Source organism: Brevibacterium rongguiense (genome assembly GCF_009857845.1).
In the GTDB taxonomy this organism is placed as follows: domain Bacteria; phylum Actinomycetota; class Actinomycetes; order Actinomycetales; family Brevibacteriaceae; genus Brevibacterium; species Brevibacterium rongguiense.
On record NZ_WWEQ01000032.1, the window covers coordinates 1 to 20844 of the forward strand.

Here is a 20844-nt window from a genome sequence, read left to right on the forward strand (position 1 = left end):
CACCGTCAGCGGCTCGCCGAGGCGCCGGCGGGCCCAGGCCAGCGCGGCGCCGATGCCGTCGTCGGCCCGCGGCGGCGGCTCGTGGGGCGCGATGTACTGCGCCTGCCCGCCCTCGCGAAACGGGGCGATGACGCAGTGGCGCGCGGCCCGGGCGGCCACGGCGGCACCGGCATCGCGGCGCACGATGTGCAGGCACAGGTCCAGCCCGGCCGCCAGCCCCGCCGAGGTGAGGATCCGCCCCTCGTCGACGTACAGGCTGCGCTCGTCGACGTCGACGCGCGGATAGAGCGCGCGCATCGCCTCCGCCTGCTCCCAGTGGGTCGCGGCGCGCCGGCCGTCGAGCAGGCCGGCGGCGGCAAGGGCGAACGCTCCCGTGCAGATCCCCGCAACCCGAGCCTCGGCGGGGATCGCGGCGAAGGCCGCGGCGGCGGGCCCGTCGAGCCGGCCGGCCCGGCGGGCAGCCGGATTGCGCGTACCCGGGACGATGACGGTCTGGGCGCGGGCCAGCGCCTCGGGGCCGGCACTCGGCACGATGCCGTAGCCCTCCACCGTGGTGGTGGGCGCGCCATCGGCGGTGACGACGTCGACCGCGTAGAGCGGCTCGCCGCACTCGGTGCGCGCGGCGGAGAAGACGAGCGAGGGGATCGTGGCGTCGAAGCCGATAGCCGGGGCGAGCAGCAGGACGGCGACGCGGTGCGGGGGCGACGAGGGCGAGTCCATGGCAGGATCTTTGCACTTGTTGTCCTTTCTGCCAATGGCGGGCCGCAGACCGCTCTGCCAGGCTGGGAGCGTGAACGCCTCCCCTCTGCCCACCGCACCCCCCGTCGCCCCGCAGGACGGTGCCCGGCACCCCGGCTCCTGGCGCTACCCCGTCGTCGTCCTCGTCGCGTTCTGCACGCTCATCGGCGCTTCCGGGTTCCGCTCCGCCCCCGGGGTGCTCATCGAGCCGCTCCACGCGGAGTTCGGCTGGTCGACCGCGACGATCAGCTCGGCGGTCTCGCTCAACCTGCTGCTCTACGGCCTCTTCTCGCCGTTCGCCGCCGCGCTCATGGAGCGCTTCGGGGTCCGCCGGGTGGTGGTCGCCGCCCTGTGCGCGGTGGCCTGCGGCAGCGGGCTCACGGTGTTCATGACGGCCCCCTGGCAGCTCTGGCTGCTGTGGGGCGTGGTGATCGGGGCCGGCACCGGGTCCATGGCGATGCCGTTCGTCGCGGTCGTCACGGCGCGGTGGTTCGTGGCCCGGCGGGGCCTCGTGACCGGCATCCTCACGGCCGCCCAGGCGACGGGCCAGCTGGTGTTCCTGCCCATCATCGCCCACCTGGCCATGCACTTCGGCTGGCGGCTGCCGGCCCTCGTGATCGCGGGCATGGCCCTGTGCGTCGTGCCGCTCGTGGTGTTCCTGCTGCGCGAGTACCCCGCGGACGTGGGGCTGCCGGCGCTGGGCGCCACCGCCCAGGATCCGGGTGTCACCCGCTCAACGCCGCGGGGCAACCCCGCCCGCACCGCGCTGGCGGCACTCGCCGGCGCCGTGCGCCACCGCACCTTCTGGCTGCTCGCGCTGTCGTTCGCGATCTGCGGGGCGACGACGAATGGGCTCGTGGGCACCCACTTCGTGCCCGCCGCGCACGATCACGGGATGCCCGCGACGACCGCGGCCGGCCTGCTGGCCCTCGTGGGCATCTTCGATGTCCTCGGCACCGTCGCCTCGGGCTGGCTGACCGACCGGATCGACCCGCGCCTGCTCCTGCTCGCCTACTACGGCCTGCGCGGGGTCTCGCTCGTGGCGCTGCCGCTCGTCATCGGCCCGCACGTCCAACCGCCCCTGTGGGCGTTCATCGTCTTCTACGGTCTCGACTGGGTGGCCACGGTCCCGCCCACGGTGGCGCTGTGCGTGCGGGCCTTCGGCCGCACCGGGCCCATCGTCTTCGGCTGGGTCTTCGCCTCGCACCAGGTCGGTGCCGCGGTCGCGGCGCTGGGCGCGGGCGTGCTGCGCGACGCCACCGGCAGCTACGACGGAGCGTGGTTCGCGGCGGCGGGCCTGTGCGGCATCGGGGCGCTTGCGAGCCTCCTCATCCCCCGCCGCACGGCGCCCCGCACGGCCCTCGGCTGAGCGCGGGCCGGTGCGGGGCCGGTGCGGGGCCGGGCGGACTCCCGCCGCTGCCCTCGCCCCGGCGCGATCCCGCGGCCCTGCATGCGTGTCGCTCACCGGGCTGCCGCGGCCCGTTGCGGACAATGGACGGGTGGCTGATGACGAGAAGAACACCGATGACCTGATGTCGCGGCGCATGCGCTCAGGCTCGCAGGCCGAGGAGCCGCAGCGGGCAGAGCCCGCCGCCGATTCCGCGGCGGCCTCCGACCGGGTCGACGAGGAGTCGCTCGACGACACCGTTGCCTTCGAGGCGTTCCCCGCCGTCAAGCCGCAGACCTCGCAGCGGCCGGCCGTGCCGTCGGCCGGCGCGAAGCCGGACATGCTCAGCGACGAGGAGTGGGCCGCGATCACGGGCGCTCCCGCCGCGGAGCCCGATGCCACCGCCGTGGGCGCTGTCCCGGCCGGCGCGGCTGCCGCCGCGGGCAGCACAGCTGCCGGCGCGACCGGCGCAGCCGGCGCAAGTTCGGCGAAGCCGCGGCGCCGCTACACGTTCGTCGACGTCATCGCCACGCTCTGGATCGCGCTCGGCACGCCCTTCGTCCTCATCGCGCTGGGCGTGCGCGTCGTCGCCTCGGGGCTGTTCCTCAAGTTCGAGTACTTCTACCGCCCCGGCTTCCCCGCCGACCCCTACGGGTTCTCCGCGGACGACCGGATGCACTTCGCCTCGTACACCGTCGACTACCTGTCGAACATGGACGGCAGCCGCTACCTGACCGACATCGCCCAAGGCGAGGGCTCCCCGCTGTTCACCCAGCCGGAGATCGCCCACATGGCCGATGTGAAGTCGATCATCTCGCTGCTCTACCTCGTGGCGGTCGTCGCCGTGATCGGCGCGATCATCGCCGGGCTCGCGCTGTGCCGCAAGCACGGCCCGGGCATGCACGCCGGGCTGCGGTGGGGCGCGATTCTCACCCTCCTCATCACGGTGGGTGCGGTCGTCGTGGCGCTCTTCGGCTTCGAGACGTTCTTCGCGAACTTCCACAGGGTGCTCTTCCCCGGCGGCAACTGGGAGTTCTACCTCGACGACTCCCTCATCCGGCTCTTCCCGCAGACGTTCTGGATGGACGCGGGGATCGGCGGCGGCGCGATCGTCATCCTCGCCGCGCTCGCGCTCCTGGGCATCTCCGCGATCGGCGGGCGCCGGCGCCGCGAGGCCAAGCGCCTGCGCGAGGTCCAGCGCGCCCGCGCGGAGCGCACCCGCAAGGCCGAGCGCGATGCCGCCAAGGAGGCGGAGAAGTCCGACCGGGCGGCTGCGAAGGCCGCCAAGGGCTGAGCCCCGCACCCGCCCGTCTGCCCCGTACCCGTTTGCCCAGTGCCCGAGGTGCGGGGCAGGCGGGCGCCGCGCGCGCCTCGGGCCGGGTTCAGTCGCCCACGGCCTCGCGCCCGCGGCGGACGATCTTGGGGTCCGGCGGGTAGACGACGGACTCGTCCTTGTCCTCGTAGTCGAACTGGTTGAGGTAGTAGCGCATCGCGTTGAGGCGGGCGCGCTTCTTGTCATTGGACTTGATCGAGATCCAGGGGGCGGTGTCCGTATCCGTGCGCAGGAACGTCGCCTCCTTGGCGGCCGTGTAGTCCTCCCAGCGGCCCAGGGACTCGAGGTCCATGGGCGAGAGCTTCCACTGCCGCACGGGGTCGATCTGGCGGATGGCGAAGCGCGTGCGCTGCTCGCTCTCTGTGACGGAGAACCAGAACTTCGTGAGGTGGATGCCCTCGTCGACGAGCATCTTCTCGAACACGGGCGCCTGGACCATGAAGCGCTCGTACTCCTCGTCCGAGCAGAAGCCCATGACGCGCTCGACGTTGGCCCGGTTGTACCAGGAGCGGTCGAAGAGCACCATCTCGCCGCGGGTGGGCAGGTGCTGGACGTAGCGCTGGAAGTACCACTGGCCCGATTCCATCTCCGTGGGCTTGTTGAGCGCCACGACGCGGGCCGCGCGCGGGTTGAGGTGCTCCGTGAAGCGCTTGATGGTCCCGCCCTTGCCGGCGGCGTCGCGGCCCTCGAACAGGATGACGTGGCGCAGCCCGTGGTCCTGGCTGTAGTACTGGAGCTTGAGCAGCTCGACCTGCAGCCGGTACTTCTCCAGCTCGTAGGCGTCGCGCTCGAGGCGCTCCGCGTACGGGTAGTCCTCCTGCCACGTCTCGACCGCGCGGCCGCCCGGGTCGATGAGGTCTGGGTCCGGTGTGTGGCCATCGCGCACCGAGTAGCCCTCGAGCCGCAGCTTGTCGATGTACTCGCGGAGATTCTCTTTCTGGTGCGGGTGCATGGCGCTCCTCGGGCCGATCCGGTCGTTTCCCCAACTCTAGGCCTCTTCCGCCGCCGAGGCGGGGCGGGCCGCGGTTCGTCCGCCGGCGTCCCGCCATGCGACCGCAAGTGCCACGCGACCGCGGGTGACGCGCGCTTCGGGTGTCAGGCGCCTCGGGTACCAGACGCAGCGGGTGTCAGGCGCCTCGGGTGTCAGGCGCCTCGGGCCTCGGCGTCCCGGTCGGGGGCCGCGGGGTCCGGGCCTGGGCTCGAGGGTGCCGAATGCGAAGCCGCGGCGCGGTCTTCGCCACCGGGCACCGCAGTCCCGGCGCTCCCGCTCCCGGCGGGACCGACCTCGACGGATCCGCCCCCGGGGCGACCGCCTCCGGCGGCCTCGGGCGGTGGGGAGCCCGCGCCTCGACGGCGGAGCAGGCGCACGGCCAGGAAGGCGGCGAGCGCGAGGGCGAGGAGCGCCACGACGATCACGGTGAGGTCGGGATCGCGCTCGTAGGCCGCGCGCACCGCGGCGAAGCCCGCGAAGCCGACGCCGGCGTAGATGAGGGCCCAGGCCGCTCCCCCGAGCGCGAGCGCCGGCAGGTAGCGCACGAGCGCCATCCGGGTGGCCCCGGCGGCCGCGTTGGCCAGCGTCTGGAACCCGATCGTCAGGAAGCTCGCCGCGACCAACGGCGCGCCCCAGCGGTCGAGCAGCGCCTCCACGCGGCGGGCCCGGGGGGAGGCGAGCAGGCGGCCGATGTGCGTGAAGCGGGCCGCCCCGCGCCGCGCGGCCCGGCCGAGCGCGTACGTGCTGCCCGCGCGGCCGAGGACGATGAGGTAGAGCAGGCCCCAGACGCCGAAGAACGGCAGCTCCCACTGCTCGGGATGCACGTGGTTCACCTCCGCCCGCGGCGCGCAATCGCACCCCGAGTCTACCGGGCGCAAGGGCAGCCTGGCCGCACCGCGCGGCGTTCGCCGCCGGGCGCCGCGCGGGCCGCGTGGTACGTTGACAGCGCGCGCCTGCCGCCCCCCGTAGCCCAATCGGCAGAGGCAGCCGACTTAAAATCGGCGCAGTGCGGGTTCGAGTCCCGCCGGGGGGACGCGCCCACGGCCCGCATTCCCCCAGGTCAGAACCTTAGATGCCCCCCGCTGTTGCCGGTCAAAACGGGGTTTGGGCATATTTTGGGCACATCGCCCTACAACACCACGTCCGCCCGCGGCAGCCATTCGCCGATGGTGATGCACCTGGTGCCACACATCTCCACGAAGACCGCCCCGTCCGCGAGTACAAACCGGGAGGCGGTGGTAGCGATCCCCCGTGACCGAGTGGATGCGGGCGGGGCATGGGAGGGGTGACCGGTCTGGTGAGCGGCGGGCGGGGAGGCTGTTGACAATGAGGACCGGGTTGGGGGTGAGGCGTTCAACGAACACCCTGCGAGGGTATGTGTCAGGGCTGACACACCCCGTTGTCGCGTGATCGAAGAATGGATAGCGTGACGGGTGCCACATACCGAAAAGGACACACCTTCTAGGAGATGAGCACCATGAACACCAAGCACTCTTTCACCGCCATACTCGGAGCAGCCGCCCTCACCGCAGGGGCAGCACTTCTCCCCCTCAGTCCGTCGACGGCGAACGCCGGTGAGGAAGTCTGTGGGAATGTCGGTTCGTGCAACAACAAAATCCAATCGCCGTGGTTTGAGACCAGTGGTGTCGGGAAGTACGGGTCTAAGCCCTCGATCAACTGAGGCACGACGAAAGCGCCCCCACCTGGGAAGGGTGGGGGCGTAGTCACGCGGTGCTCAGCGGCAAGGTTCGTAGTCCTCCGCCCCAGCGGGGTCTCATCCACCTCCACCAACTCATCCGTAGGCGCATCGTCCACGGCCGCGTAATCCTCGTCCGTCAGCACCTCACCCTCCGACACGTCGGTCTCCGCAGCCCCCCCGTGTTGTTGGCCGCGACAAGCCCGAACGCGGTCCCGATGAACCCGTACACGCCGAGCACCGAGGTGAACCATCGCTCGTCCACCACGGCAACCCACCCCGTCATGGGTGAATGACGACGGCCTGCCAACGGGCGGGGATTGACCGGATCACCCCACACGACCTGCGGCACACGGCAGCGTCGCTGGCAGTGCAGGCGGGTGCGCATTTGAAGGTGTTTCAGCGGATGTTGGAGCACGCGACGGCGGCGGTGACGTTGGACGTGTACGCGGCGCTGTTCGACAGTGACCTGGGTGCGGTGGCTGATGCGATGGAGGCCGCACATTCGTGGGCACAATTTGGGCACACTCCCCCACGGAGCGAGAGAGGCCGTGGAACACCTAGATTCCGGTGCTCGGGAGTGTGGCCTGGGCCTGGATACGGGTGCGAGTCCCGCCGGGGGACGCGCCGCCTCGCCTCCTGGGATGGACCGGGGCCCGGCGGGGTCAGTCCAGCGTGTAGTCCTGGGACGAGAACGTGAAGCCGTGCCCGAAGCCGTAGCAGGACACACCCCGGCTCTCGCTCACGGAGCAGGTGACGCCGTGGGCGCGCAGCGTCTGGCCGTACGGCAGCACCTTGGCCTCCCCGAAATTCCCGTCGGCGCCCTGGTAGATGTAGGCGGGATCGCCCGTGACCTCGAAGTGCGCGGCGGAGCCCGCCCCGAACGCAATCGCGTTCGGCCGCTCGACATAGCCCTCGACGCCCTCGACGTCGGGCGCGCTCGCGGGAATCGCCGTGCTGTTGCACCCCACGTCGCCCGCGGAGATCGCGCAGTTGTGCTTGCCCGAGGGCGTCTGGAAGTAGAACGTGTCGCGCGTGCCCGACGCCCTGCCGCGATAGGCGGGGGCGCTCACGCTCCCGCCCTCGTCCTCGTCCTGCGGCGCGCTGCCCTGGCCCTCGACCACCTGGTCGGAGGCGTCCTGCGGGGCCTGGGTGGTGGGCGCGGCCGCTGCGTTGGCCGGGGCCGCGTCGGGGGCCGCGCGCAGCGCGTTCCACGGCAGGTACTGGCAGCCGCTGAGCAGCAGGGTGCCGGCGATCATCGCGGCGGCCGCGGGCAGAGTGGTCTTCATGGCTCAGTGCACCTCGTAGGCTTTGGAGGAGAGGGAGAATCCGTGGCCGCCGCGCGTGCAGGTCACGCCCTTCGCCTTCGCCACGGTGCAGGTGGTGCCGCGCACGCTGAGCACCTGGCCGTAGCCGAGCACCGTGCCCTTGCCCAGGCTCGCCGCCATCGAGTCGTAGGTGGCGTCGCCGTTCTGCACGAGCCTGGCCTTCTTGCCCGTGTACAGCTCGACGGTGTTCGGCCGGCCCATGAGCCCATCGGTCCCGACGACGTCCGGGGCGCTCGCGGGGATCGCCAGGCTCGTGCAGCCCACGACGTCGGCGGCGATCTCGCAGCGGTGCTTCTCCGAGGGCGAGTAGAAGTAGTAGTTCGTGCCCGTGTACTCGGACTTCTTCGCGTAGTCGGCGGGGTCCACGCGCTCGCCCGCCGGGGCGCCGGTGCCCGCTGACCCGCCGCCGTTCCCCGCTGCCCCACCGCCGGTCGGGCTCGCCTGGCCGCCCACCACCTGGTTGGGGTCGGAGGAGGCGGCCGGCGAGGTCGCCGCGGCAGCCGCGCCCTCGCTCGCGTCCGCCTCCGGCTTGGCCTGACCGGGGCCGAACGGCAGGAATTGGCAGCCGCTCAGCAGTGCGAGCGCGGCCGTGGAGGCGGCACCGGCCGCAATCACGCGTTTCATGCCATTATTTTATGACACTTTTCGGATGGAACGCGCAGGATCGCCCGACCGGTTCGCCGCGTGTCACCCCGTTCCCCGCGGCTGGGACGCCGCGGCCCGCGCTCCGGGGGCACCCCCGCGAGCCTAGTGCAGCGCCACCCGCTCGGAGGACAGCGTGAACCCGTGGGCGCCGTTCGTGCACGTGATGCCAGCCCGGGCGCTCGTGCAGGTGGTGCCGTGCAGGCTGATCGCCTGCCCGTAGGGCAGGACCTTGCCCTTCCCGCTGCCGGGATTGCTCGCCTCGAACTCGTAGGCCGGATCGCCGGTCTGCGCGTAGGTCGCCTTCCTGCCCGGCTGGAGGACCACGGCATTGGGCCGCTCGGATTCGCCGTCCACGCCGGGGACATCGGGGGCATCGGCGGGCAGCGCGCTGGAGTTGCAGCCGGTGTCGTCGGGGCCGATCGCGCACTTGTGCTTGCCGGACGGCGAGGTGAAGTAGAGCGTGTCGTGCGTCGTGTCCGAGGTGCCGCGGAACGGGCCGATCGGGACCGCCTCGCCCACACCGGGGCTGCCGCTGCCGTTGTCCGGCTCAGGCTGCCCGGTCTCCGGGGCCGCTGCCTGCCCGCCGTCGTCCTCGGCGGGCGCGCTGGCTGCGCTCGTCGCGGCCGCCTGCGACTCCTGCGGCCGTGCGTCGCCCGAGCCGCCGCCATCGCCGTCCCCGCCGTTCCCGATGCCCAGCAGCTGGCAGCCGCTGAGCAGTGCCAGCCCCGCGGTCGCGGTGGCCGCCAGCAGCGTCGTCCTCTTCATACGGCACAGCCTAGGCCACGGGGCCCGGGGTGCCGGTCCGCACGAGCGGAAATCGACGAGGGGCCCGCCACCGCGATGCGGTGGCGAGCCCCTGATCGGGTGCGGCGCCGGCGGGCCGGCGCGCCGGACTCATGGGTCAGGCGTTGGCCTTCTCCTTGGCGTCCTTGGGCTCCTTCTTGGGCGCCGGCTTCGAGTGGGCGGCCTCGACGAACGCCTTGCGGGGCACATCGAGGTCGCGCAGCGACGTGGTGTCGCGGCCGTTGAGGAAGTTGAGCACCCAGTTGCCGAAGATCCGGCTCGTGCGCTCGGCGGACGGGATCGCCCAGCCGTGGTAGCCGCGGTGCATCGCCCAGGCGACGATGCCGCGGGCCTCGAAGTCGCCCACCTGTGCGACGCCCTTGTAGAGGCCCAGGCCCGCCACGGAGCCCATCGTCTTGTGGAAGTACTGCTTGAACTCCGTCTCCCCGCGCAGCGCCGCGACGACGTTGGCGGCGAGCACGGGAGCCTGGCGCACGGCGTGCTGCGCATTGGGCACGCAGTAGCCGCCGGGGCCCATGCCGGAGAGGTCCGGGACCGCGGCGTTGTCGCCGGCGCCCCAGGCATCGGCGACGACGCCGTTCTCGTCCTCGACGCGCAGGTCCGCGCGCACGGTCAGGCGGCCGCGCTCGTCGATGGGCAGGTCGGAGTCGATGAGGACCGGATTGGCCTTGACGCCCGCGCTCCACACGATCGTGTCGGCGTCGAACTCCTCGCCGTTGGACAGCTTGCAGTGCTTGTTCGTGCAGTCCTGGAGGAACGTCTCGAGGTAGACGTCGATGCCGCGCTCGCGCAGGTGGTCGACGACCCAGCGGGCCTGGCCCTCGCTGACCTCGGGCATGATGCGGCCCATCGCCTCGACGAGGACGAAGCGGACATCGGCCTCGGTGAGCGTCTCGTGCTGGGCCACGGCGGCGCGCACGACGTCTTCGAGCTCGGCGAGGATCTCCACGCCGGCGAACCCGCCGCCGACGAACACGAACGTGAGGGCCTTGCGGCGCTCGTCGTCGTTGTCCATGAGCGCGGCCTCGTCGAGGCGGTTGAGCAGGTGGTCGCGCAGCGCGACCGCCTCCTCGATGCGCTTGAGGCCGATCGCCTCCTCCGCGAGGCCGGGGATGGGCAGCGCGCGCGGCACCGCGCCGGCGGCCATGACGAGCTGGTCGTAGTCGAGCTCGAACGGCTCATCGCCGCCCTCCGGCTCGACGACGACGAACTTCTTCGCGTGGTTGATGGAGGTCACCGAGCCCGTGACGACTTCGGCGCCCTTGAGGTGGCGGCGCAGCGGCACCACGGCGTGGCGCGGCTCGATCGCGCCGGAGGCGACCTCGGGCAGGAACGGCTGGTACGTCATGTACGGGTTCGGGTCGACGACCGTGACCGTCGCCTCCCCCGTGCCGAGCTGCTTGAGCATGTGCTGGGCGGCGACGAGGCCGAGGTAGCCTCCGCCGACGACGAGGATGCGGGGACGCAGTTTGCTGTTTCGAATCAGAGCCATAGTGCCATCCTATCCAAGAGAGGTGAGCGCGGCGCCGGCCGGTCGCAGGGCGCTCGGCCGCGCCCGGCTTCGGGGATCAGTGCCGGCGCAGCCGTCGCGCGCGCACTCCGGCAGCGATCCCATAAGCCACCAGTCCGCCTGCCACGAGCATACACACGATGAGCACGGCGGGACCCGCCACCGTCCGCGGGGCGGCGGCGGCCTGCGCCGGTGCCGCGGAGGCGCCCTGGGAGGCCGAGGCGCTCGCGCTCGCACCGCCCTTCGCGCCCCCGTCCGGCTCGGCGCGCCGGTGCATGCTCACCCAGTCGGCGAGCTCCCGGCGGGCATTGGGCGGCTGCGCGGGGGCCTTGGCGGCCAGGGCGGCGGGGGGATCGATGCGCCCGTAGCCCACCGTCGCATCGCGCTGCTCGCCCTTCGTGCGCCCGGAGTGGCCCTTGACGGCGCGGGCGGTGCCCTCGAGCCGGCCCACCACCTCGTCGGCGCTCCAGTCCGGGTGCGCCGCGCGCAGCAGCGCGGCCGCCCCGGAGACGATCGGGGAGGCGAACGAGCAGCCCGATGCCTCCGCGTAGCCGCCCTTGTAGTAGGGCACGGGGATCTGCTGGGCCGGGCCCATGAGGGACACGGCGGAGCCGGGCGCGGTGGACCCGCTGGCCACGCGCCCGCTCTTCGTCAGCCCGCCCACGCCCACAACGCCGGGCACCGTGGCCGGGGACCAGACCCGCTTCGCACCCTCCGAGCGGTTGCCCACGCACGCCACGACGACGACGTCCTTGGAGAACGCGTACTCGAACGCGGAGTCCCAGGCCTCCGGCCACGCGGGGTCGTCCCAGCCGAGCGACATGTTGATGACCCCCGCCCCGGAGTCCACGGCCCAGCGCACCGCCTTGGCCGCCTGCTCGCGCGAGGAGTCGGCGCCGCTGGGCGGCGAGCCGCCCAGCCACATCGACGCGGAGAGCAGCGTGGCCTCCGGGGCGACGCCGGTCGGCCCCTCCCCCACGCCGCGGCCGGCGATCACGCCGGCCACTCCCGTGGCGTGGCCGATCGCGGAGGCCGGGCCCACGGGGGTCCGGCCGTCCTTGCGGGCCCCGCTGAAGTCCTTGGCGCCCACGACGGTCCCCTTGAGGTCCTCGTGGTCGGCGCTGATGCCGGAGTCGATGACGGCGACCGTGACGCCCGCCCCGCGGGTCGTCTTCCACATCGCATCGATGCCGTACTCGTGGAGATACCACTGGCCCGGCCCGGCCTTGGGCGCGGCCGCCGCCGGCGCGGCCGGGCCGAGGCCCGCGGCGAGCACCAGGGCCACTGCCGCGAGCGCGGCGGCGGCCCTCCTCACACCGGTCACACCGGGCCGCTTCGGCCCAGCGCCAGGGCGATGCCGTCGAGGATGTCCGTCTCGCTGACGAAGACCTCGAGGGCGCCGCCCGCGGCGGCCACGTCCGCGGAGATCCGCTCGACGAGGCGGGCGAAGACGAGCGCGCCGGTGCCGATGACGTCCACGCGGCCCGGGTGCATGTAGCCCAGGCCGGCGCGCTCGGAGCGCTCCATGCGCGTGAGCGCCGCGGTGGCGCGCGCGAGCTCGGGCAGCGGCAGGTGCGCGCCGTGGATAGCGGCGGGATCGTAGCGCTCGAGGCCCAGGACGGCGGCGGCCACCGTCGTGGCGGTCCCGGCCACGCCGATGAGGGTGCGCACGCCCGCCATGTCGACGGTGTCCGCCGCGGCCTCGTACATCGCATCGACGTCGCGCACGGTCGCGGCGACCTCCGCGTCGGTGGGCGGATCGGAGTGCATGTGGCGCTCGGTCAGGCGCACGCAGCCGATGTCCATGCTGTAGGCCTGCTCGGCGTCTGCCGTGCCGCGCACCAATTCGGTCGAGCCGCCGCCGAGGTCCATGACGAGGAACGGCGGGCGGGGGGTCACCGCGTCCTCATCGGCGGCCTCCGCGACGCCGCTGACGGCGCCGGCGAACGACAGGCGCGCCTCCTCCTCGCCGCTGATGACCTCCGGCACGACGCCCACCCGTTCGGCCACGCCGGTGAGGAACTCATCGCGGTTCGCGGCGTCCCGGGTGGCCGAGGTGGCGACGAAGCGCCGGCGCTCGGCGCCCTCGCGCTCGCAGATCGCGGCGTACTCCTCGCATACGGCGAAGGTCCGCTCGAGCGCCTCGGGGGCGAAGGCACCGGTGGAGTCGACGCCCTGGCCCAGCCGTACCACGCGCATCTCGCGGACCACGTCGCTCACGCGGCCGGCCTCGATATCGGCGATGAGCAGGCGCAGGGAGTTCGTCCCGCAGTCGAAGGCAGCAACTCGAGTCATGGGACAAGTCTAGGGCGTGCGCCGCCCGCGCGGGCCTGGCGCGGCGCGCGCTAGGCCGCGGCGGGCGGCGGGACGTCGGCCATGAGGCCGAGCGCGCGATCGCCGATCGGGTTGACGCCGGGGCCGGCGGCGAGGCTGTGCGCCACGAGCGCGTGGAGGCACTTGACCCGGGTGGGCATGCCGCCGGCGGAGAAGTCCGCGATCTCCTCGACGGAGCCGATTCCCGCCGCCGCGCCGATCTCCGCGCGGTCGCGCAGGTAGGCGCGGTGCGCGGCGGCGTAGGCGGTCGCGAGGTCCTCATCGCCGGCGAGCTCCGCGGTCCACTCGGCCATCGTGCCGTGGGACTCGATGCGCGAGGCCTCGGCCACGTAGGCCGGATGGGTGAGGTAGTAGGCCGTGGGGAACGGGGTGCCGTCGGGCAGCCGCGGGGCGGTGGCGACGACGAGCGGCTCGCCGGCGCGGGAGCGGGCCGCGATGCCCACGACGCCGCGGGGCAGGCGGCCCAGCTGGGCGCGCACCGCATCGAGGTCGGCCTGGCTGGCCGGTGTCATCATCGGCCCGCCGCCTCGCCGGCCGTGCCGGAGCCGTCGGCGCCGGTGCGCCCGGCGTCCGTTGCCAGTCCGACGGACTTGAGGGAGTCGGCGAACTCGACGTACCAGGGGCGGGGGCGCGAGGACTTGTTGATCTGCTCGTCGGCGGGCTCGTCCTGGGCCGAGGCCCGATCGTCGACGACGATGTAGGGCTTCTCGCCCTTGTTCACGTAGCCCTGCTGCTCGCGGGCGAGGCGCTGCAGGTACTCCGGGTCCTTGAGGCTGTCCTGCTTCTTCTCGAGGTCGCCGACCTCCTGGCGCGTCGAGGCGTTGTCCTGCTCGAGCGCGTGGATCTGCTGGGCCTGCCGGATGCCCGTGTTGATGCTCGGCATGAACATGGCCAGCAGCGCGATGACGAGGCAGCCCAGCACGAGGCGGCGGCCGGAGAGCCGACGGACCGGGGCCGCACCGCGGGCCCGGCCCGGGGTGCGGCTCCGCCTGCCGCGAGGGGTCTGCGCAGCTGCGGGCCTCGACCCGGCTGTGGAGCGCCTGCTGCTCATGACCACCTCGGATGCGCGCATAGGGGAAGGGAAGGCACGGCAGGTCTCAGTCTGCCGTGCCTTCCGGTGCGGGCCGGTATTTGCCCGGGGCGTGTCGCACCGGGCGGGCCGGGGTGCGCCGGGCGCGCGCCTCGGGCCCCGGCGGCGCTCAGGCCTCGAAGCGCGGGAACGCGGTGCGGCCCGCGTAGCGAGCGGCGTCGCCGAGCATCTCCTCGATGACGAGGAGGCGGTTGTACTTGGCCACGCGCTCGGAGCGGGCGGGCGCCCCGGTCTTGATCTGGCCGGCGTTCACGGCGACGGCGAGGTCCGCGATCGTCGTGTCCTCCGTCTCCCCCGAACGGTGGGAGATCATCGTCGTGTAGCCGCTGCGCTGGGCGAGGCTCACCGCGTCGAGCGTCTCCGTGAGCGTGCCGATCTGGTTGAGCTTGACGAGCAGGGAGCTGCCCGCGCCGCGGTCGATGCCGCGCTGAAGGCGCTCGGGGTTCGTCACGAAGAGGTCGTCGCCGACGATCTGGACCTTGTCGCCGATCGCCCGGGTCAGGGTCTCCCAGCCGTCCCAGTCGTTCTCGTCCAGCGGGTCCTCGATGGACACGAGCGGGTACCTGGCCACGAGGTCCTCGTAGTAGGCGCTCAGCTGCTCGGCGGACTTCGACTCGCCCTCGAAGCGGTAGGTGCCATCGGCGTAGAACTCGCTCGAGGCGACGTCGAGGGCGAGCGCCACATCGCGGCCCGGCGCGTGCCCGGCCGCCTCGATCGCCTCGACGATGAGGTCGAGCGCGGCGGCGTTGGACTCGAGGTTGGGGGCGAAGCCGCCCTCGTCGCCCAGCCCGGTGGACAGGCCGCGCTCCTTGAGCACGGACTTGAGCGAGTGGTAGACCTCGGTGCCCCACTGGAGGGCCTCGGCGAAGGTGGCCGCGCCGATCGGCGCGATCATGAATTCCTGGATGTCGACGTTGGAGTCCGCGTGCGAGCCGCCGTTGAGGATGTTGAGCATCGGCACGGGCAGCAGGTGCGCGTTGGGGCCGCCCAGGTAGCGGAAGAGCGGCAGCTCGACGGAGTCGGCGGCGGCGCGGGCCACCGCCAGCGAGGTCCCGAGGATCGAGTTCGCCCCCAGGCGGGCCTTGTTGTCCGTGCCGTCGAGGTCGATCATGACCTGGTCGACGATGCGCTGGTCGTCCGCGTCGAGGCCGGCGATCGCGTCGTTGATCTCGTCGAGGACGGCGTCTACGGCGCCGAGCACGCCCTTGCCGTTGTAGCGCTCGGGGTCGCCGTCGCGCAGCTCGACGGCCTCCCACTCGCCGGTCGAGGCGCCGGAGGGCACGCGCGCGGAGCCCACGGCGCCGTCGTCGAGGAGCACCTCCGCCAGCAGCGTGGGATTGCCGCGTGAGTCGAGGATCTCCTGGGCATTGGCCGCGATGATCTGAGCCATGGGGTGTCTCTCCTTGTCGCCTGTTGTCGCCTGGGTGCTGATCGCCTGGGTGCGCGCGCCAGGTGGGGGCGCGGGCCGTTCGGCCGTCGCAGACCCCAGCCTAATGGAGATCGCCGCCGCTTCCCCCGTGGCCGGGCGCCGGCTCCCGCGTCGCCGCCGCCGCGGCGGCGCGCTCCTCCAGGCGGGCGGTGGCCGCCCGCAGCGCCGCCTCCGCGTCGATGCCCGCCGCCCGCGCGCCCACGGCGAGCCGGAGCAGCTCGTCGCCGAGCGCGCGGGCCTCGGCATCCGCCGCGCCCTCCGGCGTCGTGCCCTCCGGCGTCGTGCCCTCCGGCGTCGTAGCCTTGCGCTGCGCTGCCACAGCCGGTGCCGCCTGCGCTGTCGCCTCCGGTCCTGCCTGCGCTGCCGCGTCCGAGACGTGCGCATCCTCCCCCGGGCGGGCGCCCGCCCGCTCCCGGGCGCGCAGCAGCCCCCGCGCGTCGAGGTCGAGGCGCTCGAGGCGGCCGGCGATCGCGCTCGCCCGGGCAAGCGCCGGCATGGTCACGGGGATCGAGGACAGCGAGTCCCGCACCCTGGCGGCCCCTGACCCCGCACTCGAACCGGGGTGCGCGGGGCCGCCTGCCCCGCGGCCCGAGGAGCCGGCGGCGTCCGCGGCGCGCTCCGCGCGCTCGGCGGCCTTGACCTCCTCATAGCGGCGCTCGACCTCCGCGAGCGGCACCGGGGCCTGCGCGGCGAAGACGTGGGGGTGGCGGCGCACGAGCTTGTCCTTGAGCCGCGCCTCGATCCGCTCGATGGCCCGCGGCGAGGCGGGCTCCCCGTTCGGGGCGCGCACCGGCGAACCCGGGGCCGGCCCGCTGCCCGGGTCGTCGAGGAGGGCCGCGTGGAAGAGCACCTGGTAGTACACGTCGCCCAGCTCGCCCTCGACGTCGGCGGCCGGCGCGCCCGCCTCGAGCGCGGCGGCGAGTTCGTGGGCCTCCTCGAGCAGGTAGGGCAGCAGGCTCGCGTGCGAGTGCTGGGCCGCCCACGGGCAGCGGGCGCGGATGAGCGCCATCGCCTCGGGCAGGCTCAGCGCCGCCGCATCGGGCCGCTCCCAGCTCATGCCGCGCGGCCCCCGCACCCCGGGCTCCCGCACCCCGGGCTCCCGCACTCCGAGCGCCCGCATCTCCGGCGCGCGCACCCCAGGCCAACGCGCCCGCAGCCCCCGCGGTCGACTGCCGCGGCGCTCCCGGTGACCGCGGCGCTCACGCGCGGCGCCTCACGCGCTGGCCGCCTCGTCCTCGAGCGGGAGGATCTGGTCGAGGACCTCGGTGCACCAGGCGATGAGCTCGGCGTCCGTGACATCGCGGACGTCGAAGCCGGTCCCCGCCTTGGGCTTGGGCACGAGGATCGAGCGCACCGCGGGCTTGATGAGCGCCTTGGGGTGGAGCCGCTTGAGGCGGGCGACCTGCCACTCGACGAGTTCGACGGGCCCGAAGCGGACCATGTTGCCCTGGGCGACGATCTCGGAGACCCCCGAGGCGCGCGCCCGGATGCGCAGGCGCGCGATGTCGGCGAGCACCTCGACGGCGGGCGGGTACGGGCCGTAGCGGTCCGTGAGCTCGGCGAGCACCTCGGCGATCTCCGCCTCGCTCGTGGCGGCGGCGAGCTTGCGGTAGGCCTCGAGGCGCAGCCGCTCGTGCTCGACGTAGTCGACGGGCAGGTGCGCGTCGATGGGCAGCTCGACGCGCATCTCCGGCACCTCCTCCTCGCCCTCGCCCTTGAAGTTCGCGACGGCCTCGCCCACCATCCGCACGTACAGGTCGAAGCCCACGCCCTCGATGTGGCCGGACTGCTGGCCGCCCAGCAGGTTGCCCGCGCCGCGGATCTCGAGGTCCTTCATGGCCACCTGCATGCCGGCGCCCAGCTCCGTGTGGGCGGCCAGAGTGGTGAGCCGGTCGTGCGCGGTCTCCGTGAGCTCCGTGTCCGCGGGATAGAGGAAGTACGCGTAGGCCCGCTCGCGGCCGCGGCCCACGCGCCCGCGCAGCTGGTGAAGCTGGGAGAGGCCGAAGCGGTCGGCGCGGTCGACGATGAGCGTGTTGGCGTTGGCGATGTCGATGCCCGTCTCCACGATGGTCGTGCACACGAGCACGTCGAAGCGCTTCTCCCAGAAGTCCACGATGACCTGCTCGAGGCGCTGCTCGCTCATCTTGCCGTGCGCCACGGCGATCCGCGCCTCGGGCACGAGCTCGGCGAGGTGGGCCGCGACGCGCTCGATGTCCTGGACGCGGTTGTGGATGTAGAAGACCTGGCCCTCGCGCATGAGCTCGCGCCGGATCGCCGCACTGACCTGGCGGTCCTCGTGCCGGCCCACGTAGGTGAGGACGGGGTGGCGCTCCTCCGGCGGGGTGGCGAGGGTCGACATCTCCCGGATGCCCGTCACCGCCATCTCCAGCGTGCGGGGGATGGGGGTGGCGCTCATCGCGAGCACGTCGACGTTCGTGCGCATCGCCGTGAGCGTCTCCTTGTGCTCGACGCCGAAGCGCTGCTCCTCGTCGATGATGACGAGGCCCAGGTCCTTGAAGCGCACCTCACCGGAGAGCAGCCGGTGCGTGCCGATGACGAGGTCGACTTTGCCGGCCGCGAGGTTGGCCATGACCTGCTTGCTCTGGGCGGCGGTCTGGAACCGCGAGAGCGCCGCGACCGTGACGGGGAAGCCCGCGTAGCGCTCGGTGAAGGTCTCGTAGTGCTGCTGGACGAGGAGCGTCGTGGGCACGAGCACGGCGACCTGCTTGCCCTCCTGGATGGCCTTGAATGCCGCGCGGACCGCCACCTCGGTCTTGCCGTAGCCCACATCGCCGCTGATGAGGCGGTCCATGGGCATCTCCTTCTCCATGTCGGCCTTGACCTCGTCGATCGTCGTGAGCTGATCGGGGGTCTCGACGTAGTGGAACGCGTCCTCGAGCTCGCGCTGCCACGGGGTGTCCGGGCCGAACGCGTGGCCGCGGGTGGCCCGGCGCGCGGAGTACAGGCGCACGAGCTCGCCGGCGATGTCCTTGACGGCCTTGCGCGCCCGCGACTTCGTCTTCGCCCAGTCCGAGCCGCCCATCTTGTTGAGCGCGGGGTCCTCCCCGCCCACGTAGCGGGTCACCTGGTCGAGCGAATCGGAGGGCACGTAGAGGCGGTCGCCGGGCTGGCCGCGCTTGGCCGGGGCGTATTCGACGACGAGGTACTCGCGGGTGCGCGCCTGCTCCCCGCGGCCGGTGGTGCGCTGGACGAGCTCGACGAAGCGGCCCACGCCGTGCTGCTCGTGGACGACGAAGTCGCCCGGGGCCAGATCGAGCGGGTCCACCTGATTGCGCTTGCGCCGCGCGGGCAGCCGGCGCATGTCGCGCGTCGAGGCGGCGGCGGCCCGGCCGAGCACCTCGGCCTCCGTGAGCACGGCGAGCCCGCGGTCGTCGAAGACGAAGCCCGCGAAGGCCGCGGCGGTCGTCACCGTGATCGTGGCCGGGGTGCCCGACCCCTCGAGGTCCGGGACGAAGGAGGCGGCGAGCTCGGCCTCGGAGAACACCTCGACGAGGCGCTCGCCGGGCCCGCGGCCCTCCGTGAGGACGTAGACGGTCCACTCGTCGGCCAGGTGCTGGCGGACATCGGCGAGGACCGCCTCGACGTCGCCGGCGTAGCCGCGCGGCTGGCGCGCGCCGATCCGACAGATCGTCGCGTCCGGATCCGCGAGCTCCTCGTCGACGGAGAAGCCACCCAGCTCCCACCACGGCAGGCTCAGCGCCTCGGCGGCCTGGCGCGTCTGAGCCAGCGTGCGGAAGCTCGCGGCGGAGAGGTCGATGGGCACCTGCCCCCCGGAAGCGGCGGTCGTCCACGCGGCCGCGAGGAACTCATCGGTCGTGGAGACGAGGTCCTCGGCACGCGCGCCGACCTTCTCCGGTGCCGTGATCACAATGCGGGTGGCCGCGGGCAGGCGCGCGAGCAGGGGCTCCATGCCCTCGGCGAGCACGGGCGCCAGGGACTCCATGCCCTCGACCGCGATGCCGTCGGCGATCTTGAGCAGCATGTCCTGCGCCGCGGGGACCTGGGAGGCCAGGCTGCGGGCGCGCTCGCGGACCTCGGCGGTGAGCAGCACCTCGCGCACGGGCGGGGCCCACACCTCGACGGGCTCGTCCCCCTCGCCGGCGAGGGAGCGCTGGTCGGACACGGAGAAGGGCCGGATCTCGTCGACCTCGTCGCCGAAGAACTCGACGCGCAGCGCATGCGGGGAGGTGGGCGGGAAGATGTCGAGGATCCCGCCGCGCACGGCGAACTCGCCGCGCCGGGAGACCATGTCCACGCGCGAGTAGGCCAGGCCCGCCAGCCGCTGCGCAAGCGCGTCGAGCTCCGCCTCGGCGCCCACGCGCAGCTCAACGGGCTCGAGCTCGCCGAGCCCGGTGACGATGGGCTGGAGCACGGCCCGCACGGGGGCGACGACCACCGCGAGCTCGCCGCCGGGCCCGGGGTGGGCGAGGCGGCGCAGCACGGACAGGCGCTGGCCCACGGTGTCCGAGCGTGGGGAGAGCCGCTCGTGCGGCAGCGTCTCCCAGCTGGGGAAGACCGCGACCGCGGCGGCGGGGAGGTGGTCGGACAGGGCTGCGGCCAGTTCCTCGGCCTCGCGCCCCGTCGCCGTCACGGCGAGCACCGGGCCGGATTCGCTGGCGCCGGCGATGAGCGAGGGCCACAGGCCCTTGACGGCATCGACCGTGCCGCCGGGCGCACCGGGCTGCGCCAGCGCGGCGCGGGCGGCGGCGACATCGGGGAACTGGGACAGCGTCTGGGTGATTGCGCTCAGGGACACGGCGAGCAGTCTACCCACCCGCCGCGGGGCGCCGCGGCCGGCGGGAGGACGCTGCGGGCACAGTCGGCCATCAGGCTCGCCTGCCATGCTGGCGCCATGGGATACCCGCAGCCCCCGCCGCCCGCCGCACCGCGGCACCGTCCCCTGGGCCGCCTGGCCTCCCCGCTCGCCCTGCTGGCGCTCATGTGGCTCATCCGGGTGCTCGACTCGGTACTGCCGGGCTCATTCAACGGGCTGGCCCAGCACGCGTGGAATCCCGCGACGCTGCTCGGGATCTTCGCCTCCCCGCTCCTGCACAGCAGCTGGGCCCACCTCATCGCCAACACCGTGCCCTTCCTCATCCTCGGCTGCCTCGTCGCGGCGCAGGGCACTGCCCGCTTCTGGTACGTCACGCTCGTGGCCACCGTGAGCGCGGGCCTGGGCGCCTTCGTCCTCGCCCTGCCGGGCACCGTCACCGTGGGCGCCTCCGGCCTGGTGTTCGGCTACTTCGGCTACCTGCTGGCCTCCGCGGTGTCTGCCGCCGGCTGGGCGCAGCGGCTGCTGCAGGGCGGCGTCGCCCTGCTCGTCGCCGCGGTCTTCGGCGCCTCGATGCTCACGGGCCTCATCCCCCGCGCCGACGGCATCTCCTGGCAGGCCCACCTGTGCGGGGCGGCCGGCGGCGTGCTCGCGGCGTGGTGGATCAGACACCGCCGAGGCCCTCGGCGCCAGGGACCCGCGGACCTAGACTGGAGCGAGCACGGCGCACGCGGCCGGCTGGGCTGAGCCCCCGCCCTGAGGGCGGG

18 protein-coding genes, 1 tRNA gene and 1 pseudogene are annotated in these 20844 nt (G+C 73.4%); 5 read left to right on the forward strand and 15 right to left on the reverse strand.

Going from position 1 to position 20844, the window contains the following annotated elements; all coding sequences use genetic code 11:
• Positions 1–720, reverse strand: a 720-nt coding sequence (locus GSY69_RS08410) for a GlxA family transcriptional regulator (protein ID WP_160953417.1), incomplete at its 3' end; no start/stop codon positions are given.
• 70 nt (positions 721–790) lie between these two features.
• On the opposite strand from GSY69_RS08410, the gene GSY69_RS08415 reads away from it, so the two are divergent.
• Positions 791–2107, forward strand: coding sequence for an MFS transporter (locus tag GSY69_RS08415; protein ID WP_328698815.1), 1317 nt, complete (start codon positions 791–793; stop codon positions 2105–2107).
• A 130-nt stretch (positions 2108–2237) separates the two neighbouring features.
• Positions 2238–3419, forward strand: coding sequence for a TIGR01906 family membrane protein (locus GSY69_RS08420; protein ID WP_160953419.1), 1182 nt, complete (start codon positions 2238–2240; stop codon positions 3417–3419).
• A gap of 88 nt (positions 3420–3507) precedes the next feature.
• On the opposite strand, the gene ppk2 is transcribed toward GSY69_RS08420, so the two are convergent.
• Both ppk2 and GSY69_RS14660 read right to left on the reverse strand, forming a co-directional pair.
• Positions 3508–4410 (reverse strand): polyphosphate kinase 2, encoded by a 903-nt coding sequence (gene ppk2 / locus GSY69_RS08425; RefSeq protein WP_160953420.1) that lies wholly within the window; start codon positions 4408–4410, stop codon positions 3508–3510.
• Positions 4411–4601: 191 nt separating this feature from the next.
• The gene (locus tag GSY69_RS14660; protein ID WP_328698816.1) at positions 4602–5273 is read right to left on the reverse strand and encodes a VTT domain-containing protein; all 672 of its coding nucleotides are present in this window, start codon (positions 5271–5273) and stop codon (positions 4602–4604) included.
• A gap of 135 nt (positions 5274–5408) precedes the next feature.
• On the opposite strand from GSY69_RS14660, the gene GSY69_RS08435 reads away from it, so the two are divergent.
• Positions 5409–5482 (forward strand) — tRNA-Leu (locus GSY69_RS08435).
• Between the two features lie 428 nt (positions 5483–5910).
• Here GSY69_RS08435 and GSY69_RS08440 read toward each other — a convergent pair.
• Positions 5911–6306 carry a hypothetical protein gene (locus GSY69_RS08440; RefSeq protein ID WP_160953421.1) on the reverse strand — a complete coding sequence of 132 codons (396 nt, stop codon included), beginning with the start codon at positions 6304–6306 and terminating at the stop codon, positions 5911–5913.
• Positions 6307–6461: 155 nt separating this feature from the next.
• On the opposite strand from GSY69_RS08440, the pseudogene GSY69_RS15455 reads away from it, so the two are divergent.
• Positions 6462–6647 (forward strand): annotated as a pseudogene (locus GSY69_RS15455) (tyrosine-type recombinase/integrase); the annotation flags it as partial.
• A 163-nt stretch (positions 6648–6810) separates the two neighbouring features.
• Here the strand turns inward: GSY69_RS15455 and GSY69_RS08450 are convergent.
• The 11 genes from GSY69_RS08450 to mfd all read right to left on the reverse strand — a co-directional run bounded on the left by GSY69_RS08450 (position 6811) and on the right by mfd (position 20062).
• Positions 6811–7434, reverse strand: a complete 624-nt coding sequence (locus GSY69_RS08450; protein WP_160953423.1) for a hypothetical protein — start codon at positions 7432–7434, stop codon at positions 6811–6813.
• A gap of 3 nt (positions 7435–7437) precedes the next feature.
• Positions 7438–8097, reverse strand: coding sequence for a hypothetical protein (locus GSY69_RS08455; RefSeq protein WP_160953424.1), 660 nt, complete (start codon positions 8095–8097; stop codon positions 7438–7440).
• A gap of 123 nt (positions 8098–8220) precedes the next feature.
• Positions 8221–8883 (reverse strand): hypothetical protein, encoded by a 663-nt coding sequence (locus GSY69_RS08460; protein WP_160953425.1) that lies wholly within the window; start codon positions 8881–8883, stop codon positions 8221–8223.
• A 136-nt stretch (positions 8884–9019) separates the two neighbouring features.
• The gene (locus GSY69_RS08465; protein ID WP_160953426.1) at positions 9020–10414 is read right to left on the reverse strand and encodes an NAD(P)/FAD-dependent oxidoreductase; all 1395 of its coding nucleotides are present in this window, start codon (positions 10412–10414) and stop codon (positions 9020–9022) included.
• A 76-nt stretch (positions 10415–10490) separates the two neighbouring features.
• Positions 10491–11747 carry a S8 family peptidase gene (locus GSY69_RS08470; RefSeq protein WP_160953446.1) on the reverse strand — a complete coding sequence of 419 codons (1257 nt, stop codon included), beginning with the start codon at positions 11745–11747 and terminating at the stop codon, positions 10491–10493.
• A gap of 5 nt (positions 11748–11752) precedes the next feature.
• On the reverse strand, positions 11753–12727 hold the full coding sequence (locus GSY69_RS08475) for a Ppx/GppA phosphatase family protein (RefSeq protein WP_160953427.1): 975 nt from the start codon (positions 12725–12727) through the stop codon (positions 11753–11755).
• Between the two features lie 50 nt (positions 12728–12777).
• A complete protein-coding gene (locus GSY69_RS08480; RefSeq protein WP_160953428.1) occupies positions 12778–13281 on the reverse strand; it encodes a DUF501 domain-containing protein in 504 nt (167 codons plus the stop codon).
• On the reverse strand, positions 13278–13817 hold the full coding sequence (locus tag GSY69_RS08485; protein WP_160953429.1) for an FtsB family cell division protein: 540 nt from the start codon (positions 13815–13817) through the stop codon (positions 13278–13280). The genes GSY69_RS08480 and GSY69_RS08485 overlap by 4 nt, the downstream gene beginning before the upstream one ends.
• A 148-nt stretch (positions 13818–13965) precedes the next feature.
• A complete protein-coding gene (gene eno / locus GSY69_RS08490; RefSeq protein ID WP_160953430.1) occupies positions 13966–15246 on the reverse strand; it encodes a phosphopyruvate hydratase in 1281 nt (426 codons plus the stop codon).
• 100 nt (positions 15247–15346) lie between these two features.
• On the reverse strand, positions 15347–16342 hold the full coding sequence (locus tag GSY69_RS08495; RefSeq protein ID WP_160953431.1) for a MazG nucleotide pyrophosphohydrolase domain-containing protein: 996 nt from the start codon (positions 16340–16342) through the stop codon (positions 15347–15349).
• A 156-nt stretch (positions 16343–16498) separates the two neighbouring features.
• Entirely contained in the window at positions 16499–20062 is a 3564-nt protein-coding gene (gene mfd / locus GSY69_RS08500) for a transcription-repair coupling factor (protein ID WP_328698817.1), read from the reverse strand.
• Positions 20063–20158: 96 nt separating this feature from the next.
• Between mfd and GSY69_RS08505 the strand changes: the two genes are divergently transcribed.
• Positions 20159–20824: a rhomboid family intramembrane serine protease gene (locus GSY69_RS08505; RefSeq protein WP_160953433.1), complete on the forward strand. Its 666-nt coding sequence runs from the start codon at positions 20159–20161 to the stop codon at positions 20822–20824.
• Positions 20825–20844: the final 20 nt, after the last annotated feature.

What these genes read in the sequence shown, in the direction of transcription:
- ppk2 (WP_160953420.1), bottom strand. Translation starts at nt 4,410, where the DNA reads ATGCACCCGCACCAGAAAGAGAATCTCCGCGAGTACATCGACAAGCTG.
- GSY69_RS08450 (WP_160953423.1), bottom strand. Translation starts at nt 7,434, where the DNA reads ATGAAGACCACTCTGCCCGCGGCCGCCGCGATGATCGCCGGCACCCTG.
- GSY69_RS08455 (WP_160953424.1), bottom strand. Translation starts at nt 8,097, where the DNA reads ATGAAACGCGTGATTGCGGCCGGTGCCGCCTCCACGGCCGCGCTCGCA.
- GSY69_RS08460 (WP_160953425.1), bottom strand. Translation starts at nt 8,883, where the DNA reads ATGAAGAGGACGACGCTGCTGGCGGCCACCGCGACCGCGGGGCTGGCA.
- GSY69_RS08465 (WP_160953426.1), bottom strand. Translation starts at nt 10,414, where the DNA reads ATGGCTCTGATTCGAAACAGCAAACTGCGTCCCCGCATCCTCGTCGTC.
- GSY69_RS08475 (WP_160953427.1), bottom strand. Translation starts at nt 12,727, where the DNA reads ATGACTCGAGTTGCTGCCTTCGACTGCGGGACGAACTCCCTGCGCCTG.
- GSY69_RS08480 (WP_160953428.1), bottom strand. Translation starts at nt 13,281, where the DNA reads ATGATGACACCGGCCAGCCAGGCCGACCTCGATGCGGTGCGCGCCCAG.
- GSY69_RS08485 (WP_160953429.1), bottom strand. Translation starts at nt 13,817, where the DNA reads ATGAGCAGCAGGCGCTCCACAGCCGGGTCGAGGCCCGCAGCTGCGCAG.
- eno (WP_160953430.1), bottom strand. Translation starts at nt 15,246, where the DNA reads ATGGCTCAGATCATCGCGGCCAATGCCCAGGAGATCCTCGACTCACGC.
- GSY69_RS08495 (WP_160953431.1), bottom strand. Translation starts at nt 16,342, where the DNA reads ATGAGCTGGGAGCGGCCCGATGCGGCGGCGCTGAGCCTGCCCGAGGCG.
- GSY69_RS08505 (WP_160953433.1), top strand. Translation starts at nt 20,159, where the DNA reads ATGGGATACCCGCAGCCCCCGCCGCCCGCCGCACCGCGGCACCGTCCC.